The sequence below is a fragment of the Desulfuromonas versatilis genome (genome assembly GCF_019704135.1).
Classification (GTDB): domain Bacteria; phylum Desulfobacterota; class Desulfuromonadia; order Desulfuromonadales; family NIT-T3; genus Desulfuromonas_A; species Desulfuromonas_A versatilis.
Genome location: NZ_AP024355.1, coordinates 3,590,209 through 3,611,469 on the forward strand (window position 1 = coordinate 3,590,209; position 21,261 = coordinate 3,611,469).

Here is a 21,261-nt window from a genome sequence, read left to right on the forward strand (position 1 = left end):
AAGCGGACAGGCGAATGTAATAGTTGTGTAAAAACACAAACCCCTTGTTCGCAAAGGGCGCCGGTGGTAAAGAGAAGGGATGAAACTCTTTAAACGCCTGATAAACCCGCTGATGGCATTCATCGGCATCCAGCTGGTCTGGATCGTGGTGGTGGTGCTGTGGATCTACTGGTTCATGGGCAAGCACCGCCAGTTGCGCTCGCTGGCCGAAAAGTACAGCCCCGAGTTGCTGCAGGGGAACGCCGACTGGTTCATCCTGGCCGAAGGGCTGCTGCTGCTGCTCGCCATCCTCGCCGGGATTTACGTGATCTTCCTCTACTGGCAGCGGCAGGCCGCCCTGTACCGGGCCCAGCGCCACTTCATCGCCCAGGTGACCCACGAGCTTAAATCCCCCCTCGCCTCGCTGCAGCTGCATCTGGAAACCATCCGCCGCCGGCGCCCCTCGCCGGAGAAAATGGACGTGTTCGTCGACACCATGCTCGGCGACACCGACCGGCTGCAGCAGCTGATCAGCAACCTGCTCACCGCCAACCGGGTCGAGCAGCGCAAGGTCAAGCTGGCGCTGCGCCGCACCAACCTCTCCGAACTTGTCAACGCCTACTTCAAGCGGCACCAGTACTCCCTGCCCAAGGCGGGGAAAATGACCCTGGCCGTCGAACCGGACCTGTTCGCCCGCATCGAAGCCGAATCGCTGGAGACCGTGTTCCGCAACCTGCTGGAAAACGCCATCCTCTACTCCGTCGACGCGCCGCGCATCCGCGTCGAGTTGGCCCGCAAGGGCAGACAGGCGCACCTGGCCTTCACCGACAACGGCCGCGGGATCGAGCGCAGGGAGCTGAAGAAGGTATTCCAGATGTTCTACCGCGTGCGCCAGACCCGGAGCGCGGTGCGCGGTTCGGGTCTGGGACTGTTCATCGTCAAGGCCATCGTCAAGCTGCACCGGGGCAAGGTCTGGCTGGAGAGCCCCGGCGAGGGCCGCGGAGCGACCGTGCACATTCTGCTGCCCCTGGACAGCGGCGAAGGGAAGGAGGAGCAATGAGCGGGCTGCATATCCTGCTGGTGGAGGACGAGCCCCATATCGCCCGCGGGCTGATCTTCAATCTCGAGGAGGAGGGGTATCGGGTCAGCCACGCCGCCAGCGGCGAGCAGGCCCTGGAGATGGTTTGGGATAAGCCCTTCGCCCTGGTCATTCTCGATGTGGCCCTGCCGGGGATCGACGGCATCGAAGTCTGTCGCCGGATCCGCGAAGAGGACCCCAGGCAGCCGGTTCTGATGCTGACCGCCCGCTCGGAGGAGCGGGACCGGGTGGAGGGGCTTTCGGCGGGAGCCGACGATTACCTGACCAAGCCCTTCAGCCTGGATGAATTTCTGCTGCGGGTCAAGGGGATGCTGCGCCGCTCCGAATGGTACCGTCCGGAGGCGCACGGGGAGGGTATGTTCACTTTCGGGGAAAACGCGGTGGACCTGCAGCACCGCCGGGCCGTCACTCTCCAGGGGGAGATCGACCTGACCGAACTGGAGGTAAAGATGCTGCGGGCCTTTTTCCGCAGCGAGGGCAAAATGCTCAGCCGCGCCGAATTGCTCGAAGCGGTCTGGGGGATGGCCCCGGATACCGAGACGCGCACCCTGGACAACTTTCTGGTGCGCATGCGCAAGTACTTCGAAGCCGATCCGGCCAACCCGGTGCATTTTCTCACCGTGCGCGGCCGGGGTTACCGCTTCGTGCGTTCGCCCGGTGCACAATGAACCAAGGGGGAGCCGGCCGGCTCCCCCTTTTGTTTTGCCTTAGCGCTTGAAGCCGTTGAGGACCTCTTCGCGGAAAGCCTCGATGCCCATCTCGTCGATGAATTTGCCGAGCCGGCAGCGTCGGTCCTGGGCCTTGAACCACTGGATGAGGTGGTCGACCAGGGCCAGGGCTTCCTGGTCGCTGGGGACGTGTTCGAGCAGCTTGTGCGAGAGCCGCGCCTGGCCGCCGCCGTTGCCGCCGACCATGACGTTCCACCCCTTGGGGGTGCCGATCAGGGCGATGTCCTTGATGCAGCCTTCGGCGCAGTCGTTGATGCAGCCCGAGACCCCCATCTTGAACTTCCAGGGGAGCTCGAGGCCGTGGTATTTGGCGTCCATCTTCAGGCCGACCTCCACCGAGTCCTGCTGACCGCGCTTGCAGAAGGTGGTGCCGGGGCAGATCTTGACGCTGCGCACGCACAGCCCGATGGCGGCACCGGGCTTCTCGCCCAGCTCTTCCCAGATCTCGTCGAGTTTCTCCTCGGGCAGCCCGACGATGGCGATGCGCTGGGCGCTGGTGAGCTTGAGCGCCTGGGCCTGGTACTTGTCGGCCACATCGGCGATCTTGCGCAGGGTCGCGGTGTTGGTGATGCCGCCGGGGATGTGCGGGGCAATGGCGTAAGTCTCCTTGTCGCGCTGGATGATTGCCCCTTTTTCGTTGATATCCTTCTTCATCGAACCTCCTGAAAAATGCTACGACCACCCCTTTCAGGAGCGACCGGACCGGGTACCTTATCGCTCGGTTTTTACCCGTTCATGGGGGATTTGTCAACCTTTTGCCCCCGCCGCCAAGGCCGCAGCCACGGATTTGGGTTGCAACCGCTTCGGTATACCTTATAATCGACACGCCGTTCTATTTGTCACCCCCCCCGGGGCATGCTGTTAAAGCCCCTGTCGCCTGTCGCTTTGTTTCTATCCGCAAGGGAGGAGATCTGCATGAAGGCTGTATTGCTCGACGGTTTTGGCGGACTCGAGGTACTCAAGGTCGGCGAAGCCGAAAAACCCGTTGCCAAGGACGACCAGGTCCTGATCAAGGTCGTCGCCACCTCCATCAACCGCCCCGACCTGGTGCAGCGCGAGGGTAAGTATCCCCCGCCGCCGGGCGATTCGGAGATTCTCGGCCTGGAGGTCGCCGGCACCATCGAGGCGCTGGGCGCTGCGGTCAAGGGCTGGAAGGTCGGCGACCGGGTCATGACCCTGGTCGGCGGGGGCGGCTACGCCGAGTACGCCGTGGCCTACGCCAGCCACCTGATGCCGATCCCCGAGAGCATGAGCTTCGAGGAGGCGGCCTGCGTCTGCGAATCGTACATCACCGCCTTTCTCAATGTCTTCATGATCGGCGAGTTCGCCGACGGCCAGACCGGCATTTTTCACGGCGGCGGCGGCGGGGTCAACACCGCGGCGCTGCAGCTGAGCAAGGCGCTGACCCCGGCCAGCAAGCTGATCGTCACCGCCCACCCGAGCAAGATCGAGCGGGTCAGGCAGCTCGGCGCGGACCTGGTGATCGACTTCACCCAGACCCCCGACTTCACCGACACGGTAAAGGAGTTCACCGCCAAGAAAGGGGTCGACCTGGTCCTCGACCACGTCGGCGCCAAGTACCTGGCGCCCAACATGAATTCGCTGGGCTACAAGGGCAGGCTGGTCATCATCGGGGTGATCAGCGGGATCAAGGCCGAACTCAACCTGGCCCTGATGATGGTCAAACGCCAGCAGATCATCGGCTCGGTGCTGCGCTCGCGGCCGGTGGCGGAAAAGGGCGAGATCGTCGCCGAGTTCAGCCGCCGCGCCCTGCCCAAATTCGCCGACCGCACCATCGTGCCGATCATCGAAAAGGTCTTCCCCCTCGATCAGGTGGTTGAGGCGCACCGGATGATGGAAGAGGACAAGCACTTCGGCAAGATCGTTTTGAAGATCAGCTAACCGCTCCGGGAAAAAGCCAAAGGAAGCCTGCAGAACCCATGTTCAACAAATTCTCCATCGACTGGGACAAGCTGCCGCCGCTCACCTCGCCCCGGCGCGACCTCGGGCTGACCGGGGTCGCGCTGGGGCTGATCAACCTGCCGCCGCGCCAGGGGTATACCTTCACCCACACCCACCGGGAACAGGAGGAGGTCTACATGGTGATCGAGGGGCGCGGCGAGCTGCTGGTGGACGGCGAGACCCTCCCCCTGCAGCCGGGCGACCTGGTGCGAGTCGCCCCGGCCTCGAAAAGGGCCCTCAACAACCCCGGCGACGCCCCCCTGCGCGTCATCTGCGCCGGGGGGGTCCCGGCCGCCGGCTATCCCAAGAACCCCGAAGGGCGCTACCTCATCGACGACGGCATTCCGGACTACGATGACATCCCCCCGTGGTATCATGGGGACGAGCAGGTCCGGCTCAGGAACCAGGAGCTCAAGATTCGCCTGCAGCGGTCCCTGGAGCGCAGGGCGGGGAAAACATCCCTGAAGAATTCAGAATCCAGAGATCAGGAGCCGGAATAACAACAATGAACCGAATCCCAGGGTTTTCCTTCTGGATTCTGAATTCTGACTACTGGATTCACGCCGGACCTCCAGGACCTCTTTCAATATGCCCGCAAAAGGACCATCCAGAAAATCCAACCTCGTCCTCATCGGCATGCCCGGCGCGGGCAAAAGCACCGTCGGCGTGGTGCTGGCAAAACGGCTCGGCTACGATTTTCTCGACACCGACGTGGCGATCCAGGCCCGCGAAGGCCGGCGCCTGCAGGAGATCATCAACCAGGACGGCCTGGCGGCCCTGCGGCGCATCGAGGAGGAAGTGCTGCTGGAGCTGCGGGTCACGCGGACCGTCATCGCCACCGGCGGCTCGGCGATCTACAGCGTTGCGGCCATGGAGTCACTGAAGCGGAGGGGAACCATCGTATTTCTCGATGTCCCGCTCAAGGCGCTCCTGCACCGGGTCAAGGACATGGATACCCGCGGGCTGATCATGGACCCCGGCGAGACCTTTGCCGACCTGTACCAAAAGCGGCTGCCCCTCTACCGCCGCTGGGCGGAGGTGGTCATTGCCGGGCGGGAGATTTCCGTGGAAGAGATGGTTTCCAGAATCGCCGCACCTCTTGATTCGGCCTAGCCCGGCGCGGGATAATGCAGGTAAGGGACGATTGGAATATCGGCCCGCCTTGGCGTCCACAAGTGAGAGTGTCAATGGAGTTGGGGGTTGAAACTCGGGCGCTCTGCAGCCTGCTGGCCTCGAAACAGGTTAAACATGTCGGGGCGGCGCCAAGGAACCCTCCCGATAATTGAAAAGCCCGGCGGTTTCGCCGGGCTTGGTTGGTTATTTAAGGTCTTATTCGTTCTGGTCAAACGTCAAAACCGGCGGGACTCGCCCCGTCAGGGCGAGTTACTTTTCTTGCATGCCCAAGAAAAGTAACCAAAAGAAGGGCACCCGGCTCCTGGCCCGCCTGCGGCGGGTTCCCTGCGCCGCGCAGACGTTTTGCGGCCGGGCAAAAACTCGCTTCGCTCAGACATTTGCCCGGCTTTTTCGCAAAACGTCCACTCCGCTCCGGCTGCGTCACACGGGGGAGATAGCCCAACCACCAGGAATCACTCCCCCACCGGCAGGTTGACCGTCAGCAGCACCAGGTCCACATCCCCGGTGTTGCGGTAGCCGTGGGAGGTTCCCGCCGGGACCTGGGCCACGCGGCCTGGGGAGATGGCATAGGTTTTGTCGCCCAGCCACCCCACCCCCTCCCCCTCCACGAACCAAAACAGGTGGTGATAGGGGTCCGCATGCCGCGCAAACTCGCCGCCGGGCTCAACCCGGGTCAGCATGAGTTTGAGGCCTCCCGCGGCGGCAGCGTGCAGGGGCTTGGCGCTGACCCCGGTGGTAAGATCCTGCCGCAGCCGCTGCCAGCCCAAGTCATCGAGATCGAAAACCCTGGCCTCCATGCTTTGCCTTCCCCTTGGCCGCTCAGCCCATGAAGGTTTCGCGGTCTTTCTCGAACAGCTCCCTGAATTCCAGCAGAGCCTGGTTGACCTGCTCGTACTCCAGACCCAGGGCCCGAACCCCGGGGATCGCCCCCAGGTCGATGGATTTGTCCGGGGCCCGACGACCGAGTCCCAGGCGCAGACAAAAATTGTCGGCGATGTTGACGGTGGCCATCAGCCGGTATACCGCCGGATCCTCCCCGGGAACCATCGCCATGTCGGAATGATGACGCACCGCATAGACCAACGATTCGGCGATGTGCCATTTGCGCAGCACCGCCTCGCCGATCACCGCGTGCGAATAGGGGAAGTAGCGCCGCTCCAGCTCTTCGAGGGACCCTTCCCCATTGTAGGCCTCCTGGATCATCTGCAGGAATTTGACGCCGTCCATGTTGTTCATCACCAGCTTGCCGATATGCCGGAACAACCCGCCCAGGAACGCCTCTTCCGGATCGGCGGCGCGAAAGCGCAGGGCCAGCAGCCGGGCGGCAATGGCACCACCGATGGCGTCTTCCCAGAGCATCTTCTCCATCAGGCCGAAGGAGCGGTTGAGCCCTTTCATGCTCGAGGCGAACACCAGGCTCTTCAGGGTGCGCTCGCCCAGCACCACGATGGCCCGGCGCAGGGTATTGACCTGCTTCTGCATGCTGTAGAAGGAGGAATTGGCTATTTTCATCACCCGGGCCGAGACCGCCGGATCCAGGGAAATGGCCCGGGCCAGGTCCTCGGCGCTGGAGTCGGGGTCCTGGGTGATTTTGACCACCTTTGCCGCCACCACCGGCATCGGCGGAAGATCGCTTACGGCGTTGACGACCGATTGAAGTTCGCTCTGCATGGTCGGCGCAAATCCCTCCGGAACATTGATGTGGTCCTCCTCGAACCCACCCGGGACTTCGGGGGGGGGCGATCCCGTGGTCAAATTTCCGACCGACCTGGGCCGTAAGGGGGCCTGCATTTGGATTTGCAATTTTACTGCCAAAATGCCGTATTATTTTCGCGGATTTTGCCTGTCGGCATCAGGGCCTGGTCTTCGCACCGGCCTGGGTCTGCGCCTCCTTGGGCAGCAGCACCCAAAGCCAGCCGGCCTGCTTGGTGCGGCCGGCGTAGCTGCCCGCCTCTTCGCCCAGTCCCCAGAAAAAATCGGCCCGCACCCGGCCCTTGATCGCCCCGCCGGTGTCCTGAGCCGCCATCAGGCGCCGCAGCGGACCGCCGCCGCCCGGCCAGGTTGTGGCGATAAAGACCGGTGCCCCCAGGGGGATAGTCCGCGGGTCGACGGCCAGGCTGCGCCCCGGGGTGAGCGGCACCCCGAGGGCTCCGGGAGGCACCTGGACCCCGGGGTCCAGTTCGCGAAAGAACACGTAGCTGGGGTTTTCACCGAGCAGTCCGGCGACGCTTTCGGGGTTTTGCCGGGCCCATTCCTTGATGTTCTGCATCGACATCTGGTCGCGGGTCATGGCTCCGCGCTCGAGCAGCAGCTTGCCGATGGAGCGATAGGGGTGGCCATTCTGGTCCGCGTAATTGAGCATGATCTTCTCGCCGCCCGGCAGGCTGATGCGCCCCGACCCCTGGATGTGCAGGAAGAACAGCTCGACGGGGTCCTCGACCCAGAACAGTTCCTTGCCCGCCAGGGGCTGTTGCGGCCCGTCGATCACCGTCCGGTCCCAGTAGGGCACCACCTTGCGCCCCACCACCCGGCCGCGCAGCCGGTAATCGCCGAGTTCGGGGTAGACGCTGCGCAGATCGATGACCAGCAGGTCGTCGGGCAGCCCGTAAAGCGGGTACTTATGGCGGGCTGTGGGCATCCGGCTCCCTTTGAGTTCGGGGACGTAATAACCGGTGATCAGCCCAGAACCCGTCCCGTCGACATTGCGCACCTGGTGGGGGGTGAAATACTGCTCGAAAAACCTCTGCACCGCACCCGGATCGACGACGTTCACCGCCTTCGCCGCGCTGCAGGCCGACTGGAACTGGGGGCGGGACTTCAGCCCCTGGCAGCTTTTCAAAAACGCCTCCAGGGCCGGACCCGGTTCCGGGTCGGGCCAGCCGTCGACCAGCTCCCAGGGGACCGGGGTAAGGGCCGGCACCACCACCTGCGGCACCGGCGGTGGCGGCGGCGCAGGCGGAGCCACCTCGGGAGCCAGGGTGCAGGAGGCCAGGCACAGCAGCACAAGGGCAGGAAGAATCGCGATAAACCGGGGGACGGGACGACGGCCACAACCAGCGGGCATGCAGGGAGTCCTCGCAAGGCAAAGGGTTCACGAGGGGAAACAATAGCCGCTTTTCAGGAGCCCGTCAAACGGATCGACTCGTGACTCGTGATTCGTGATTCGTGACTCCTGTCTTTCAAAGCATATCTACCGGGTCGACGTCGACGGCCAGGGCCACCCCCGCGGGGATCTTGCGGCGCAGGACATCGAGGCGTACCAGCAGACGGCGCAGCGGGGGGCGGCGGGGGGCCTTGAGCAGCACCTGCATGCGGGTCTTGCCCCGCAGCCGGGCCAGCGGGCAGGGGGCCGGGCCGAGCACCTCGGCCTCCCCGGCGTCGTCCGCCAAGGCCTCGGCCAGGGCAGTCGCCGCCGCATTGACCCGCCCCGGGTCGTTGCCGGCCAGCACCAGGTTGACCAGGTAACCGAAGGGGGGGTAGCCGAGCTCCTGGCGAAAGGCGATCTCCTGCTCGTAGAACCCCTGGTAGTCGTGCAGGGCGGCACACTGCAGGGCGTAATGCTCGGGGGCAAAAGTCTGGATATAGACCCTGCCGGGCAGCTCGGCGCGCCCGGCGCGGCCGGCCACCTGGGTCAGCAGGGCGAAGGTCCGCTCGGCGCTGCGGAAATCGGGGAAGTTCAGCGACGAGTCGGCCCCCACCACCCCGACCAGGGTCACCCCGGGAAAATCGTGTCCCTTGGCGATCATCTGGGTGCCGATCAGGATATCCACCTCGCCCCGGCTCATCCGCTCCACCAGCTGCTGGTGGGAGCCCTTGCGCGTGGTCGAGTCGCGGTCCATGCGGGCGATGCGGGCCTGGGGAAACAGCGCCTCCAGCTCCTCCTCGAGCCGCTCGGTGCCGGCCCCTTCGGGGGCGAGGCCGCCGCCGCTGCAGCGCGGGCAGAGCTCGGGGGGCGCCTGGCTGAAATCGCAGTAGTGGCAGCGCAGCCGCCGGGACTTCTGGTAATAGGTCAGGGTGATTTCGCAGTTGGGGCAGCGGAAGCTCTGGCCGCAGTCGCCGCACAGCAGGTAGGGAGAAAAGCCGCGCCGGTTAAGCAGCAGCAGCGCCTGCTGGCGCGCCTCCAGCACCTCGCCCAGGGCCGCCACCAGCGGGGCCGAGAGCACCCCTTCGGGGCGCTGCTGGACCAGGTCGACCAGCTCAACCGCAGGCAGGGGACGCTCCTGGGCGCGTGCGGCCAGCGGCAGATAGCCGCTTTGCCCCTCGCGGGCCCGGTGAAAGGTGGTCAGCGCCGGGGTGGCGCTGCCGAGCAGCACCAGGGTCTTGCTCATCTGGCCGCGCAGCAGGGCGAGGTCCCGGGCATGGTAGCGAAACCCCTCGGCCTGCTTGTAGCTCGCCTCGTGCTCCTCGTCGACGACGATGACACCGAGCCGCTCCAGGGGGGCGAAAACCGCCGAGCGGGCGCCGATGACGATATCGGCGGCACCGCGGGCGATGGCCCGCCAGGCATCGTAGCGCTCGCCGTCGGAGAGCCCCGAGTGCAGCACCGCGATGCCGGTGCCGGCGGCGGCGAAGCGGGCTCGGAAGCGCCCCACCAGCTGGGGGGTCAGGGCGATTTCCGGGACCAGGACCAGGGCCCGGGCCCCCCGCTGCAGGGCCGCGGCGATGATCCGCAGGTAGACCTCGGTCTTGCCGCTGCCGGTCACCCCGTGTAGCAGAAACGGCGCGAACCCATCACCCAACTTGGCCCGCAGCTGCTCCAGCGCCCGGGCCTGGTCGGGGGTCGGTTCGAGTTGCGAATCGGGCGGCGGGGGCTGGTCAAGGAACGGGTCGCGCAGCCGCTCGCCGCTCTCCTCCTCGAGAAAGCCCAACTCCACCAGCCGCCGCAGCGGCGCGTGGGGCGCGGCGAAGTGTTCGCGCAGCTCGCTCAGGGCGACCTGCCCCCGCTCCCGCACCAGCTGGCAGATCTGCCGCTGCCGGGCCCCCGGCGGCTCGTCGCCGCGCGGCGCGGCGCGGTAGAAGCGCTCCTGCAGGATGCTGACCTCGGCGCCCCGCCCCGATAGCCCCGCCGGCAGGGCGGTGCGGATCACCTCTCCGGGGGGATGGCAGTAATACTCGGCGGCGCGCAGGAAAAAATCGATCATCGCCGGCGGGAACAGGGGCGCCTCGTCGAGCACCTCGGCGACCGGCTTGAGGCCCTCCGCCTCCCCTTCGGCCACCCCCAGCAGGTAGCCGACCACGCTGCGCCGGCCCAGCGGCACCCGCAAGCGCACCCCGACCCGGGCCCGCTCGCGCAGCTCGGCGGGCAGCAGGTAGGAGAGCAGCTTGTCCAGTGGCGCCGCCACGGCCACGGTGGCGACGAGCGATGGTTTCACCAAGGGAAGGTCCTCGAAGGGGCTGGGCAGACCGGCGTGAAATTATGCACCGGGGGCGAAAAAAATGCAAAAGCCAAGGGGCCGCCCCCGTGGACGGCCCCTTGGCCTTGCAGTCAGCGGCGATGCGGCGGCTCAGGCCTGGGTCAGGGCCTTGCCCACCTGCTCGCCGAAGTCACGGCACTCCTGGATGTCATGGTCGGTGGGCTTGAAGCGGTAGGTCAGCCCCGGCACCGGCAGGGAGTACTTGAGCCCCTTGAGGCGCTCCTCCACCAGGTTCACCGCCTCGCCGCTCCAACCGAAGGAACCGAACACGGCGCCCAGCTTCCCCTTGGGGGTCACCGAGGAGAGCAGCGACAAAGCGTTCCAGACCGGCGGGGGCGCGTCGCGGTTGATGGTCGGGGTGCCCACCACCAGGGCGTCGCAGCGCTCCAGCTCGCTGCGCAGCACCTGGGTGTCGGCATCGATCAGGCTGTACTCGGCCACCTCGACCCCCTGGGCCTGCAGGCCGGCGGCCACCGAGCGGGCCATCTGCCGGGTGTTGCCGTGGGGCGAAAGGGTCAGCACCAGGGCCCTCTTGGCCGCCGAAGCGGGCGGGGCGGCGGCCAGTTCCTTGTAGCGGGCGATGGCCGCCTTGGGGTGGCTGCGCAGCACCGGCCCGTGGGAGGGGCAGACCAGCTCGATGGGCAGCCCTTCGACCTTGGCCACCGCCTCGCGGATCTTCTCCTTGAAGGGGCGCATGATGGTGTCGAAGTACTGCTCGAACTCGGCGGTGAAATCCCCGGCTTCGTCGTTGTAGAGCTTGTCGCTGCAGTAGTGGGAGCCGAAGGCGTCGCAGGAGAAGAGGATGGCGTCCTCCACCAGGTAGGTGAACATGGTGTCGGGCCAGTGCAGCGAAGGGGCGAGGATGAAGCGCAGCGTCCGGCCGCCCAGGTCGATCTCCTCGCCTTCGGCCACCGGGTGGGTCTTCATCGGCTGCTCGAAGAGCTGCTTGAGAAAGTTCTCCCCGGGGCGCGTGCAATAGACCTCGATCTCGGGGTTGAGCTCGAGCAGCCGCCCCAGCGCCCCCGAATGGTCGGGTTCGGTATGGTTGACCACCACCAGGTCGATCTGCTCCAGCGGCACCAGGCTGCTCAGGTTCTCGATAAAGGCCTCGGTATAGGGGGCCTTGACCGTGTCGATGAGAGCGGTCTTGCTGGTGCCGCGCACCAGGTAGGAATTGTAGCTGCTGCCGTGGCGGGTGGGGAAGAGCTCGTCGAATATGCGCAACTCGGGGTGGCGTGCCCCCAGCCACGTCACCCCCGGTTTGATTTCGATAGGACCGGCCATGAGAAACATCCTTTCTGTGTCATTCAACTAAATGACCGCTTTGGTCATTATGAAAGATTACCCCAGAAAATCGAGGCTGGCAAGCACCTGGCCGCTACCAGATCGCCCCGGACAGGGTTGGGTTAATAGCCCAGGTATTTGAGCAGGCCCTCGACCTCCCCCATCAGGCTGGCGAACCCCTCGCCGCTCAGGCTCTGCGCTCCGTCGCACAGCGCCTTTTCCGGCTCGGGATGAACCTCGACCATGATCCCGTGGGCGCCGGCGACCAGCGCCGCCTTGGCCATCACCGGCACCAGCGGGCGCTTGCCGGTGGCGTGGCTGGGGTCGACGATGATCGGCAGATGGCTCATCTGGCGGATCAGCGGGACTACCGACAGGTCGAGGGTGTTGCGGGTGGCCCGCTCGAAGGTGCGGATGCCGCGCTCGCAGAGGATGACCCGCTCGTTCCCCTCGGCCAGCAGGTATTCGGCGGCGGCAAGAAACTCCTCGATGGTGGCGCTCATGCCGCGTTTGAGCAGCACGGGGAAACCGCTGCGGCCGGCCTCCTTGAGCAGGTCGAAGTTCTGCATGTTGCGGGCGCCGATCTGCAGGATGTCGGCGTGGCGGCAGACCGCCTCGAGCTGGTCGATGCGCATCACCTCGGTGATCACCGGCAGCCCCTCGGCGTCGCCGGCCTGGCGCAGCAGTTTGAGCCCCTCGACCCCCAGCCCCTGGAAGGAGTGGGGCCCGGTGCGCGGCTTGAAAGCGCCGCCGCGCAGCACCTGCCCGCCGGCCGCCTTGACCTGGCGGGCGGCGTCGAGCATCTGCTTTTCGTTCTCGATGGAGCAGGGCCCGGCGATGACCACCGGCCGCTGACCGTCGCCGAAGCGCACCCCGGCGGCCTCGACCACCGTCGACTCGGGATGAAAATCCCGCGAGACCAGCTTGTAGGGCTTGCTCACGTGGATGCACTCGCGCACCCCGGGCAACTCGCGGATGGTGGCGTCGTCCACGTAGCCCTGGTTGCCGAGCACCCCGATGGCGGTGCGTTCGCTCCCCGGGATCGGCTTGGCCTCCAGGCCCATGACCTCCACGGCCTTCTGCACGGCTTTGACCTGCTCTTCGGTGGCGTTGTGGTCCATGACGATAAGCATGGTTGGTAGCTCCTTTTGGCGGTAACGAATCTTATTTGCCAGGCTGAAAGCCCGTGGGCCGCGACCGATCGGACAGATCAGACCGATCGGTCGGATCTGTCGGGTCCGCTGCGGCCCGGTTCGCATCCCCCGAGCAGGGCAGTCACTCAGCGCCCCTTCAGGTATTTCTCCAGCCTTTCGGTGGCCTCGCGCAGCTTTTCCATGGAATTGGCGTAGGAGAAGCGCAGGTAGCCCTCGGCGCCGGGGCCGAAATCGATGCCCGGGGTGACGGCGACCCCGGTCTGCTCGAGGATCTCGCGGGACAGGGCCAGCGAATCGCTCCCCAGGTGGCGGGCGTCGGCCAGCACGTAGAAGGCGCCGACAGGCTCGAAGCCGATCCCCAGGCCGAGCTGGCGCAGCCGCTCCACCAAAAAGCGCCGGCGCCGGTCGTAGGCTTCGCGCATCTTCTGCAGGTCGGCGTCGCAGCGGGTCAGCGCGGCGATGCCGGCGCGCTGCACGAAGTTGTTGGCGCAGATCAGGAAGTTCTGGTGCAGGCTCTGCAGGGCGCGCATGCAGCCCGGCGGCGAGATCAGGTAGCCGAGCCGCCAGCCGGTCATGGCGTAGGCCTTGGAGAAGCCGCCCAGCACGAAGGCCTCGGGGGTGAATTCGAGGATGCTGCGCTCCTCGCCGGCGTAGGTCAGGCCGTGGTAGATCTCGTCGGAGATCACCGGCACCGGCAGCTGGGCCAGCTCTTCGAGCCAGGCCGTGGGCATCACCGAGCCGGCCGGGTTGGAGGGGGAGTTGATCAGCACCCCGCGGCTGCGGGGGCTGAGCATGGCGCGGACCTGTTCGGGGCGGGGCTGGAAGCCGTCCTGTTCGCGGGTGCGCAAAAACCGCGGCACCCCGCCGGGGAAGCGGATGAAATTGGCGTAGCAGGCGTAGCCGGGGTCGGAGAGGATGATCTCGTCCCCCTCTTCGAGCAGCGCGGCGAACAGCAGCAGCATCAGCGGGCTGGTCCCCGAGGAGACCAGCACCTGGGCCGGGTCGATCTCGACCTGGTAGCGGCGCCGGTAGAAGCGGGCGATCTCCTGGCGCAGCTCCAGCAGCCCCAGGGAGTGGGTATAGGAGGTCGCCCCGCCCCGGATCGCCGACACGACCTCCTCGGTCACCACCTCCGGAGTGGGAAAGTCGGGCTCGCCGAGGCACAGATAGATGATGTCCCGGCCTTGGGCCTCGAGTTCCTTGGCCCTCTCCATGAGTTCCATGGCCAGAAACGGCTTGACCTCCCGGGCCCGCCGGGAAACAGGGATCGCCATCAGCATCCTCCATCGTCTGCCAGGATAAACAGGCATCAAGAGTAGCCCCGGCCGATCCAGAATTCAACCACTTTCGCAATCATCTTTTTCCACCGGCTTTTGCATCTGCGGCTTTGCCTCGGGAAAAATTTTCCTGTATCCTGAGTCCTGCTGCCAGCCAGCCTGTGAATGGATTTTGCCCCGGCACCTGCCGGGGGATATTGCCGAAAGGAGCTTCACCCCTATGAACCTGAAGAGTTTTGCGGCCGTCTTCGCAGCGGCCGGACTGACCCTGGCGCTCGCCGGGACGGCAAACGCCGTCGATAACGAGGCCCGTGCGCGGGAACTGATCAACGCCCTCGGCTGCAAAGGGTGCCACCAGTTCAACGGCGAGGGCGGCAACCTGGGCCCGGCCCTTGACCAGGTCGGCGCCCGCCTGACCAGCGGCCAGCTGCGCGCCAAGCTGGTCGACCCCAAGGCCAGCGTGCCGACCTCCATCATGCCCTCCTTCAGCCACATGGCCGAGGAAGACCTCAAGGTCCTCACCGAGTACCTGGCCGGCCTCAAGTAACCCCTTGCCGGGCCGGGGGAAACCACCCCCGGCCCGGCCCGCTCGCGGTTGCACAATTCCGCGGTTCGTGGTACTTTCCGCGCCGAAATTCCCAGGAGGAACCCGCACCATGACCCAGCGGATGCTTGAAATCACGTCCCCCAACTTCATCCCCGAGGAGCGTCTCGCAGAAATCGACGATTTGCGAACCCTCTTCGGCAACGACCGCCCCCTCGTCCTGGAGATCGGCTGCGGCATCGGCGATTTCATCGCCCAACTGGCCGCCGGCGACCCGGGACGAAACTACCTGGCCATCGACATCTACAACAAGGGGTGCCTGAAAACCTGCCGCAGGATCGACGAAGCCGGCCTGCAGAACGTGCGGGTGCTGCGCATGGAGGCCCGCTTCCTGCTGGCTCGCCACCTGAGGGCGGAGACCCTGAGCGCGGTCTACATCAATTGCCCCGATCCCTGGCCGAAAAAACGCCACCGCGGACGGCGCCTGGTCAACCGCGAATTTCTGCAGACGCTGCTCTACTACCTGGTGCCGGAGGGGAACCTTTTCTTCTGCACCGATTTCGTCGACTACGCCGAGGACGTGGCGGCCCTGCTGCCGACGCTGGAGGGCTACCGCAACGTGCTGGCGGAACCCTTCGCCCTCGAGCTCGCCGGCTATCCGCATTCCAAGTACATGCGCCGCTTTCTCGAGCTGGGCCAGCCGATCCACTTCGTGCATCACCGCAAGGCTCCCGGGTTCAGGGCCGACGAATCCCTGCTGCCCCCCGTCACCCAGGGGTTCAGGGTCCGCTGGCAGCAGGTGGAAAATGGATAGGTATCTCAGCAAGGCGGTGGCCGGCACCGGCGGCACCATCAAGGAGAGCCCCGAAGACTTCCGGGTCGAGGAAATCCCTCTCTACCTCCCCTGCGGCGAGGGCGAGCATCTCTACATCGAGGTGGAAAAACAGGGGCTGACCACCTTCGACCTGCTGCACCAGCTCTCCAGGGCCCTCGGCGTCAAGGAGCGGGAGATGGGCTACGCCGGGCTCAAGGACGCCCGCGCCACCACCCGACAGACGGTCTCGGCTCCCGGAGTCGCCCCCGAACGGGCGCTGGAGGTGCAGATCGAGGGGGTGCGCATCCTCTCCGCCAGGCGTCACCGCAACAAGCTGCGCCCCGGCCACCTGGCCGGCAACCGCTTCGAGATCCGCATCCGCGACCCCCGCGAGGGGAGCCTCGAGGCCGCCCGGGATGTCCTGCACATCCTCGAGAGCCTCGGGGTGCCCAACGCCTTCGGTGAACAGCGCTACGGCAGCTTCGGCAACTCGCACCTGATCGGCCGGGCCATCCTGCTGCGCGACTTCGCCGAAGCCATTCGCCAGATCATCGGCGACCCCGCACAGATCAAGAACCAGCGCTGGCGCGAAGGGGCCGAGCGCTTCGCCGCCGGGGATCTGCGCGGAGCCCTCGAGGCCCTGCCGGGCAGGCTGCGCGACGAGCGCCGGTTGGTGCACATCCTGCTCGAAGGGGGCAGCGCCGAGGCGGCGGTGATGGGCATGCCGCGCAAGCTGCTGCGGCTCTACCTTTCGGCGATCCAGTCCCACCTCTTCGACCGTATCGTCGCCATGCGCCTGGACAGCCTGGAGACGCTCTGGCCGGGAGATCTGGCCTACAAGCACGACAACGGGGCCTGCTTTGCGGTGACCGACCCGGCGGCCGAACAGCCGCGGGCCGAGCGTTTCGAGATCAGCCCCTCGGGCCCGCTGTTCGGCTGCAAGGTCACCCTGGCCCGCGGCAAGGCGGGGATCCTGGAGGAAAGCCTGCTCGAAAAGGAGGGGCTCGCCCTGGAAAGCTTCCGCATTGGCCAGGGGCTGACCATGGAGGGCGAACGCCGCGCGCTGCGGGTCCCCCTGCAGGAGCCCGGCGTTCGCCTCGATGGAGCCGACCTGGTGCTGAGCTTCGCCCTGCCCCGCGGCAGCTACGCCACCAGCGTGCTGCGCGAAATCATCAAGCCCGGACAGGAATCGGCCGCGACCTAATCTTCGGCTTGGCCTTTCTGCGACAACCTGCTAAGATCACAAAGCAAACAAGGTTCTGAAACAGGCTCGAAGAGGGTAGCGACGCTCGGACAGCGGAGTCCCGGAACCAGAATTCAGAATCCAGCAGAGGCCGCCTTTCTGCTTTTCATCTGACTGCTGGCTCCTGACACCCCCTGGATTCTGATTTTCAAGCCCGCGCTCGGATGTCAAGGAGGGGACCATGGACAAGCAGCAGGCGCCGCCCGACCCACCCGCCAAGGACTACCGCGTCAATTTCTTCCGCCCCCGCCCCGGCTTCATGCGCCAGAAGGTGCGCTACACCTGGATCCTGCTGATAAGCTGGGCCTTCTTCACCTTCGGCTTCCAACTGTTGCTGCTGCTCACCCAGCGCAAGGCGGACGGCACGGGGCGGCTGACCGAGACGGTGGTGCTCGGTTTCCCCCTCCACTACCTGTTCTCCGGGCAGTTCATCATCGTCTGGTTCATCGTCCTGTGCCTGCTGTTCAACCTGTTCGTCGACCACCTCACCAAACTCTACCGAAAGCGCAAATAGGGAGCGCCCATGGACGCTGAATCCGTCAAGCTGGTTCCGGCCCTGTTGCTGTTCGCCACCCTTGCCCTGTTCGTCCTGGTCGGCCTGGCCAGCCGCTCCTCCCGGGGCGAGTATTACCTGGTCAGGGGCCCTTCCATCGGGCGCATGGGGATCGGCGCGGCCATCGCCTCCAACTGGATGAGCGCGGCCTCGTTCCTGGGGATCGCCGGGGTGTTCTACCTCAAGGGCTACCTGGCCTTCGCCTATGTCATCGGCTGGACCGGCGGCTACGTGCTGCTGCTCATCCTGATGGCCTCCCAGATCCGCCGCTTCGGCAAGTACTCGGCGCCCGATTTCGTCAGCGCCCGCTACGAATCGGGCGCCGCCCGCGCCCTGTCGGCGGCCATCACCATCCTCATCTCACTGGTTTACTGCGTGGCCCAGTACAAGGGGATCGGCCTGGTCTTTTCCTGGATGTTCGGCATGGACTACAGCGCGGCGCTGCTCTTCGGCACCGCCGTGGTCATCTCCTACCTGGTCCTCTCGGGCTCCCTGGGGGCTTCGCGCAACCAGCAGTTCCAGTATGCGGTGATCATCGTCTCGTTTTTGCTACCGCTGATGCTGGTCGCGAAAAAACTCGGATTCTCCTGGACGGATCCCCAGTTCGGCTACGGCGGCGCCCTGCGCGAAGTTGCCGCAGGTTCTTCGGCGTTCGCCATCGCCCCCTGGGCCTACGACAGCGCCTTTCACTGGATGGCCCTGTGCTTCACGCTGATGGTGGGGACCGCCGGACTGCCCCACGTCCTGTCCCGTTTCTACACCGTCCCCAATCCCCGCGACGCCCGCTGGAGCGTGGTCTGGGGGATCTTCTTCATCGGCCTGCTCTACTGGAGCGCCCCGGCCTATGCCACCTTCGCCCGGCTCTGGGAAACCAGGCAGGGCGTCGCCGTCGCCCCGGAAACCGCCGCGGCGATGGCCGACCTGGTCGTCGTCAAGGCGGTGGAATGGGTGGGCCTCTCCCCCTGGCTGCTGGGAGTGATCGCCGCCGGGGCCATGGTCGCGGCCTTTTCCACGGTCACCGGCCTGCTGATCACCGGGGCCAGCGCCTTTACCTACGACATCTACTACCGGATGATCAACCCGCGGGCCAGCGAACGCGCCCGCATGCGTATCGCCAAGGGCACCACCCTGGTGCTGGCGGTGTTGGTGCTGGCCGGCGCCGCCAACCCCCCGGGGATGATCGCCGAGATCACCGCCGTGGCCTTCGCCCTGGCCGGCAACACCCTGTTCCCGGTGTTCCTTCTGGGAATCTGGTGGGATCGGACCAACAAGCAGGGAGCCATCGCCGGCATGGCCACCGGCATCCTCATCACTTTCGGCGCCCTGCTGCTGGGCGACGCGATCCCCCTGATCGGGAACCTGTTTCCGCCCACCGGCTCGGCCCTGCTCGGGGCTCCGCTGGTGATCCTGGTTATGATCGGTGTCTCGCTGGCCACCCCGGCGCCCCCGGAGCAGATCCGCAGGTTTCTCGCCGAGGAGGTCCACGGCCCCTGAGATGCGCCGCGGCGCATTGACAGCGAAGCGCCGCTCTGCTAAAAAGACCTCGCCCAAAATGTTGTTTTATGCCTGGAGAGCCTTTGGCAATGAAACTGGTCCTGTCAGCCGGCAGCCTCTATACTCTGCCCCTGGAGAAGGCGTTTGAAATCGCCCGGGACACCGGTTTCGACGGCCTCGAGGTCATTATCAACCACGACTTCGGGCTCTCCGACAACGTCGGCCTGATCCGTGCCGTTCAGCAGATCCTTCCCGTCTGCTCGCTGCACGCCCCCTTTTTCGAAATCGACGGCTGGGGCAACAAGATCAGCCAGCTGCAGCGCACCGCCGAACTGGCCATCGAAACCGGCATCCCGCTGATCAATTTCCACCCCCCCTCGTGGATGGGGATGGAGTTGGGATTCTGGCGCTGGTTCAACAGGGTGAAGGACTACCAGGCCGAGGTCGGCCAGGGTCAGGTGATCATCACCCTGGAGAACATGCCGAGCACCGGCATGTTCGGCAGCAACCCCTACCTGCTGGGCCACACCTCGCGGATGATCCAGTTCATGGAGGAGAAAAATCTCTACCTGACCTTCGACACCGCCCATATGGGTTCTTCAAAGGCCAACTTCCTGAACGATTTTCATCAGTTTTACAACTCGGGAAAAATGCGCAACATCCACTTTTCAGACTATGGATACGGCAAGGAACACCTGCTGCCCGGCCACGGCGTGCTCCCGCTGACCCGCTTTCTCAACCATCTGCGCGAGACCGGCTACAACGAAACCCTCACCCTCGAACTCTCCCCCCATGAGTTCCCCGACAGTGAAGCGGGGATTCGCGAGAGCCTGGCGGAAATTTTCGAATACCTGTGCCAGGAGACCCGTTTCCAGGAGCGGCCTCGGCACGGGATCGTTCACCAGGCGGCAACAGCCGACTGAGCCCCGCAGCGGCGGATAGGCACGCCGAAAACAAAAAGCCCGGCCGGACGGCAGGGCTTTGGCGGGCAAACGCTGAGGAAGGGGTAAATCAACGCACGATGTAAACCGAGCAGCGCGCCTGGGAAGCCACCTTGGCCGAAACGCTGCCGAGCAGAGCGCGCCGCACCCGCCCGGAACCCGAGGAACCGATGACGATGACGTCCATCTCGTGCTCTTCGGCAAATGACAGGATCTCTTCCGCCGCCTCGCCGTATACCACTTCGCTGACCAGGGGGACGTCGGCTTCCCGGGCCGCCTTCTCCACCACATAGAAGATTCGCTTGCGGGTCTCTTCCCAGTCCGGCCGTTCGGTAGCCGGGGGGGATGGGAAAAAATCGGTGAATGAGGGGGTGCGCATGCTGGGGAGCACCAGCATGGCATGGACCTTGCTTTTGAAGCGCGTGCCCGAGGCCGCCGCAAGGCGTACCGCCTCTTCTGCGGCCTTGTCCGACTGGGGTGAGCCATCGATGGCGACCAGGATTTTTTTGCTGAGGTTGAGCATCATCCCCTCCCGGGCTGGCAGTGCCTGCTAATTTAATGGATCGGAACCCGCCTGTCAACGGCAACGCCTGCGCCCGGATGGCGGAAAACGGAGGGATAAGACTCCACAGATATTGACTTTTTTAAAACAACATTTTATAGTTCTTGGGCCGAAGGAAATCCAGGACCGGCGTATCCCGCCGGTCCCCGGGCATCCGCCAGGCAAAACGGTCATCACATCTCGCAAATAATCCCATTACACTTGACATTAAAGGTGAAATCAATAAGATGAAGGCGGCCGATCTGCTGCAATAATCCAAAGAGGGAAGATATCACCATGGCTAAGAAAGATAAATCGGAATATATCATCCAGGCGGTCTCCCACGCCCTCGATCTTCTGGAGCAGTTTCATGGCGATGTGGACGAGCTGGGGGTCACCGAACTGAGTAAACGTCTCAAGCTCCATAAAAACAACGTCTTCCGCCTGCTGGCCACCCTCGAGTCACGCGGCTATATCGAACAGAACAAGGCTACTGAAAACTACCGCCTGGGGCTGAAATCCCTTGAGCTCGGCCAGACCTTCATCAAGCAGATGGGGCTGTTACGCCAGGCCAAGCCGATCCTCGACCGACTGGTGGGCGAATGCAACGAGACCTCTTACGTCGCCATCTTCAAAGAGGGGCACATCGTGTACCTCGACGTGGTCGAAACCGACCTCACCGTGCGGGTGGTGTCCCGGGTAGGCTCCCGACTGCCGGCCCATTGCACAGCCGCGGGCAAGGTCCACCTGGCCAACCTCTCCGACGAGGAACTCGAAGCGACGCTGCCCAGGGGGGAGCTCAAGGCCTTTACTTCGAGCACCTTCACCGACCGCGCCAAGCTCAAGCAGGAGCTCAAAAAGGTCGCCGACCAGGGGTATGCCATCGATGACGAGGAACTCGATCCGGGCGTGCGCTGCGTTGCCGCCCCGATCCGCGACTACACCCGCCGCATCGTCGGCGCGGTATCCATCTCCGGGCCATCGATGCGCTTCTCCGACGAACGCATCGAGAAGGAGCTGATCCCCCTGGTGCTCCAAGCCGGTGAAGACCTCTCCACGCGACTCGGCTTCCATAAATAGCCAGCCGAAAAATCCCCCTG

At 65.1% G+C, this 21,261-nt stretch carries 21 protein-coding genes; 12 read left to right on the top strand and 9 right to left on the bottom strand.

Annotated features, from left to right (window positions below; genetic code table 11):
- The first annotated feature begins 79 nt into the window (after positions 1-79).
- Together DESUT3_RS16080 and DESUT3_RS16085 are read left to right on the top strand one after the other, a co-directional pair.
- Positions 80-1,039: a sensor histidine kinase gene (locus tag DESUT3_RS16080; RefSeq protein WP_221249486.1), complete on the top strand. Its 960-nt coding sequence runs from the start codon at positions 80-82 to the stop codon at positions 1,037-1,039.
- Positions 1,036-1,746, top strand: coding sequence for a response regulator transcription factor (locus DESUT3_RS16085; protein ID WP_221249487.1), 711 nt, complete (start codon positions 1,036-1,038; stop codon positions 1,744-1,746). Before DESUT3_RS16080 ends, DESUT3_RS16085 begins: the two co-directional genes overlap by 4 nt.
- Positions 1,747-1,785: 39 nt before the next feature.
- Here the strand turns inward: DESUT3_RS16085 and DESUT3_RS16090 are convergent, their stop codons facing one another.
- Positions 1,786-2,460 carry a nitrite/sulfite reductase domain-containing protein gene (locus DESUT3_RS16090; protein ID WP_221249488.1) on the bottom strand — a complete coding sequence of 225 codons (675 nt, stop codon included), beginning with the start codon at positions 2,458-2,460 and terminating at the stop codon, positions 1,786-1,788.
- A gap of 261 nt (positions 2,461-2,721) precedes the next feature.
- Here DESUT3_RS16090 and DESUT3_RS16095 point away from each other — a divergent pair, with 261 nt between their 5' ends.
- The 3 genes from DESUT3_RS16095 to DESUT3_RS16105 all read left to right on the top strand — a co-directional run bounded on the left by DESUT3_RS16095 (position 2,722) and on the right by DESUT3_RS16105 (position 4,881).
- Positions 2,722-3,708 (top strand): NAD(P)H-quinone oxidoreductase, encoded by a 987-nt coding sequence (locus DESUT3_RS16095; RefSeq protein ID WP_221249489.1) that lies wholly within the window; start codon positions 2,722-2,724, stop codon positions 3,706-3,708.
- 38 nt (positions 3,709-3,746) lie between these two features.
- Entirely contained in the window at positions 3,747-4,268 is a 522-nt protein-coding gene (locus DESUT3_RS16100; protein WP_221249490.1) for a cupin domain-containing protein, read from the top strand.
- An 88-nt stretch (positions 4,269-4,356) separates the two neighbouring features.
- Complete coding sequence (locus DESUT3_RS16105; protein WP_221249491.1) at positions 4,357-4,881, top strand: shikimate kinase; 525 nt, start codon at positions 4,357-4,359, stop codon at positions 4,879-4,881.
- A gap of 473 nt (positions 4,882-5,354) precedes the next feature.
- On the opposite strand, the gene DESUT3_RS16110 is transcribed toward DESUT3_RS16105, so the two are convergent.
- From DESUT3_RS16110 to DESUT3_RS16140, 7 genes are all read right to left on the bottom strand, one after another.
- On the bottom strand, positions 5,355-5,699 hold the full coding sequence (locus DESUT3_RS16110) for a cupin domain-containing protein (protein ID WP_221249492.1): 345 nt from the start codon (positions 5,697-5,699) through the stop codon (positions 5,355-5,357).
- Between the two features lie 22 nt (positions 5,700-5,721).
- Positions 5,722-6,573 carry an HDOD domain-containing protein gene (locus tag DESUT3_RS16115; RefSeq protein WP_221249493.1) on the bottom strand — a complete coding sequence of 284 codons (852 nt, stop codon included), beginning with the start codon at positions 6,571-6,573 and terminating at the stop codon, positions 5,722-5,724.
- 181 nt (positions 6,574-6,754) lie between these two features.
- Positions 6,755-7,966, bottom strand: a complete 1,212-nt coding sequence (gene mltA, locus DESUT3_RS16120; RefSeq protein WP_221249494.1) for a murein transglycosylase A — start codon at positions 7,964-7,966, stop codon at positions 6,755-6,757.
- A 115-nt stretch (positions 7,967-8,081) separates the two neighbouring features.
- Positions 8,082-10,274 carry a replication restart helicase PriA gene (gene priA, locus DESUT3_RS16125; protein WP_225911539.1) on the bottom strand — a complete coding sequence of 731 codons (2,193 nt, stop codon included), beginning with the start codon at positions 10,272-10,274 and terminating at the stop codon, positions 8,082-8,084.
- Positions 10,275-10,406: 132 nt separating this feature from the next.
- Positions 10,407-11,600 (bottom strand): FprA family A-type flavoprotein, encoded by a 1,194-nt coding sequence (locus tag DESUT3_RS16130; RefSeq protein WP_221249496.1) that lies wholly within the window; start codon positions 11,598-11,600, stop codon positions 10,407-10,409.
- 122 nt (positions 11,601-11,722) lie between these two features.
- Positions 11,723-12,733 (bottom strand): 3-deoxy-7-phosphoheptulonate synthase, encoded by a 1,011-nt coding sequence (aroF, locus tag DESUT3_RS16135; RefSeq protein WP_221249497.1) that lies wholly within the window; start codon positions 12,731-12,733, stop codon positions 11,723-11,725.
- Between the two features lie 146 nt (positions 12,734-12,879).
- A complete protein-coding gene (locus tag DESUT3_RS16140) occupies positions 12,880-14,028 on the bottom strand; it encodes a pyridoxal phosphate-dependent aminotransferase (protein WP_221249498.1) in 1,149 nt (382 codons plus the stop codon).
- Positions 14,029-14,251: 223 nt separating this feature from the next.
- Here DESUT3_RS16140 and DESUT3_RS16145 point away from each other — a divergent pair, with 223 nt between their 5' ends.
- The 6 genes from DESUT3_RS16145 to DESUT3_RS16170 all read left to right on the top strand — a co-directional run bounded on the left by DESUT3_RS16145 (position 14,252) and on the right by DESUT3_RS16170 (position 19,602).
- Positions 14,252-14,578, top strand: a complete 327-nt coding sequence (locus DESUT3_RS16145) for a c-type cytochrome (RefSeq protein WP_221249499.1) — start codon at positions 14,252-14,254, stop codon at positions 14,576-14,578.
- A gap of 109 nt (positions 14,579-14,687) precedes the next feature.
- Positions 14,688-15,389 (top strand): tRNA (guanosine(46)-N7)-methyltransferase TrmB, encoded by a 702-nt coding sequence (gene trmB, locus DESUT3_RS16150; protein ID WP_221249500.1) that lies wholly within the window; start codon positions 14,688-14,690, stop codon positions 15,387-15,389.
- Positions 15,382-16,593, top strand: a complete 1,212-nt coding sequence (gene truD, locus DESUT3_RS16155; RefSeq protein WP_221249501.1) for a tRNA pseudouridine(13) synthase TruD — start codon at positions 15,382-15,384, stop codon at positions 16,591-16,593. Before trmB ends, truD begins: the two co-directional genes overlap by 8 nt.
- 220 nt (positions 16,594-16,813) lie before the next feature.
- Positions 16,814-17,146: a DUF4212 domain-containing protein gene (locus tag DESUT3_RS16160; protein WP_221249502.1), complete on the top strand. Its 333-nt coding sequence runs from the start codon at positions 16,814-16,816 to the stop codon at positions 17,144-17,146.
- Positions 17,147-17,155: 9 nt separating this feature from the next.
- Positions 17,156-18,679: a sodium:solute symporter family transporter gene (locus tag DESUT3_RS16165; protein ID WP_221249503.1), complete on the top strand. Its 1,524-nt coding sequence runs from the start codon at positions 17,156-17,158 to the stop codon at positions 18,677-18,679.
- An 89-nt stretch (positions 18,680-18,768) separates the two neighbouring features.
- Positions 18,769-19,602: a sugar phosphate isomerase/epimerase family protein gene (locus tag DESUT3_RS16170; protein ID WP_221249504.1), complete on the top strand. Its 834-nt coding sequence runs from the start codon at positions 18,769-18,771 to the stop codon at positions 19,600-19,602.
- A gap of 88 nt (positions 19,603-19,690) precedes the next feature.
- On the opposite strand, the gene DESUT3_RS16175 is transcribed toward DESUT3_RS16170, so the two are convergent.
- Positions 19,691-20,146, bottom strand: coding sequence for a universal stress protein (locus DESUT3_RS16175; RefSeq protein WP_225911540.1), 456 nt, complete (start codon positions 20,144-20,146; stop codon positions 19,691-19,693).
- 312 nt (positions 20,147-20,458) lie between these two features.
- On the opposite strand from DESUT3_RS16175, the gene DESUT3_RS16180 reads away from it, so the two are divergent.
- Positions 20,459-21,241, top strand: a complete 783-nt coding sequence (locus DESUT3_RS16180; RefSeq protein ID WP_221249505.1) for an IclR family transcriptional regulator — start codon at positions 20,459-20,461, stop codon at positions 21,239-21,241.
- Positions 21,242-21,261: the final 20 nt, after the last annotated feature.

Coding starts and splice junctions, on each gene's coding strand:
- DESUT3_RS16080 (WP_221249486.1), top strand. CDS start 80: ATGAAACTCTTTAAACGCCTGATAAACCCGCTGATGGCATTCATCGGC.
- DESUT3_RS16085 (WP_221249487.1), top strand. CDS start 1,036: ATGAGCGGGCTGCATATCCTGCTGGTGGAGGACGAGCCCCATATCGCC.
- DESUT3_RS16090 (WP_221249488.1), bottom strand. CDS start 2,460: ATGAAGAAGGATATCAACGAAAAAGGGGCAATCATCCAGCGCGACAAG.
- DESUT3_RS16095 (WP_221249489.1), top strand. CDS start 2,722: ATGAAGGCTGTATTGCTCGACGGTTTTGGCGGACTCGAGGTACTCAAG.
- DESUT3_RS16100 (WP_221249490.1), top strand. CDS start 3,747: ATGTTCAACAAATTCTCCATCGACTGGGACAAGCTGCCGCCGCTCACC.
- DESUT3_RS16105 (WP_221249491.1), top strand. CDS start 4,357: ATGCCCGCAAAAGGACCATCCAGAAAATCCAACCTCGTCCTCATCGGC.
- DESUT3_RS16110 (WP_221249492.1), bottom strand. CDS start 5,699: ATGGAGGCCAGGGTTTTCGATCTCGATGACTTGGGCTGGCAGCGGCTG.
- DESUT3_RS16115 (WP_221249493.1), bottom strand. CDS start 6,573: ATGCAGAGCGAACTTCAATCGGTCGTCAACGCCGTAAGCGATCTTCCG.
- mltA (WP_221249494.1), bottom strand. CDS start 7,966: ATGCCCGCTGGTTGTGGCCGTCGTCCCGTCCCCCGGTTTATCGCGATT.
- DESUT3_RS16130 (WP_221249496.1), bottom strand. CDS start 11,600: ATGGCCGGTCCTATCGAAATCAAACCGGGGGTGACGTGGCTGGGGGCA.
- aroF (WP_221249497.1), bottom strand. CDS start 12,733: ATGCTTATCGTCATGGACCACAACGCCACCGAAGAGCAGGTCAAAGCC.
- DESUT3_RS16140 (WP_221249498.1), bottom strand. CDS start 14,028: ATGGCGATCCCTGTTTCCCGGCGGGCCCGGGAGGTCAAGCCGTTTCTG.
- DESUT3_RS16145 (WP_221249499.1), top strand. CDS start 14,252: ATGAACCTGAAGAGTTTTGCGGCCGTCTTCGCAGCGGCCGGACTGACC.
- trmB (WP_221249500.1), top strand. CDS start 14,688: ATGACCCAGCGGATGCTTGAAATCACGTCCCCCAACTTCATCCCCGAG.
- truD (WP_221249501.1), top strand. CDS start 15,382: ATGGATAGGTATCTCAGCAAGGCGGTGGCCGGCACCGGCGGCACCATC.
- DESUT3_RS16160 (WP_221249502.1), top strand. CDS start 16,814: ATGGACAAGCAGCAGGCGCCGCCCGACCCACCCGCCAAGGACTACCGC.
- DESUT3_RS16165 (WP_221249503.1), top strand. CDS start 17,156: ATGGACGCTGAATCCGTCAAGCTGGTTCCGGCCCTGTTGCTGTTCGCC.
- DESUT3_RS16170 (WP_221249504.1), top strand. CDS start 18,769: ATGAAACTGGTCCTGTCAGCCGGCAGCCTCTATACTCTGCCCCTGGAG.
- DESUT3_RS16175 (WP_225911540.1), bottom strand. CDS start 20,146: ATGATGCTCAACCTCAGCAAAAAAATCCTGGTCGCCATCGATGGCTCA.
- DESUT3_RS16180 (WP_221249505.1), top strand. CDS start 20,459: ATGGCTAAGAAAGATAAATCGGAATATATCATCCAGGCGGTCTCCCAC.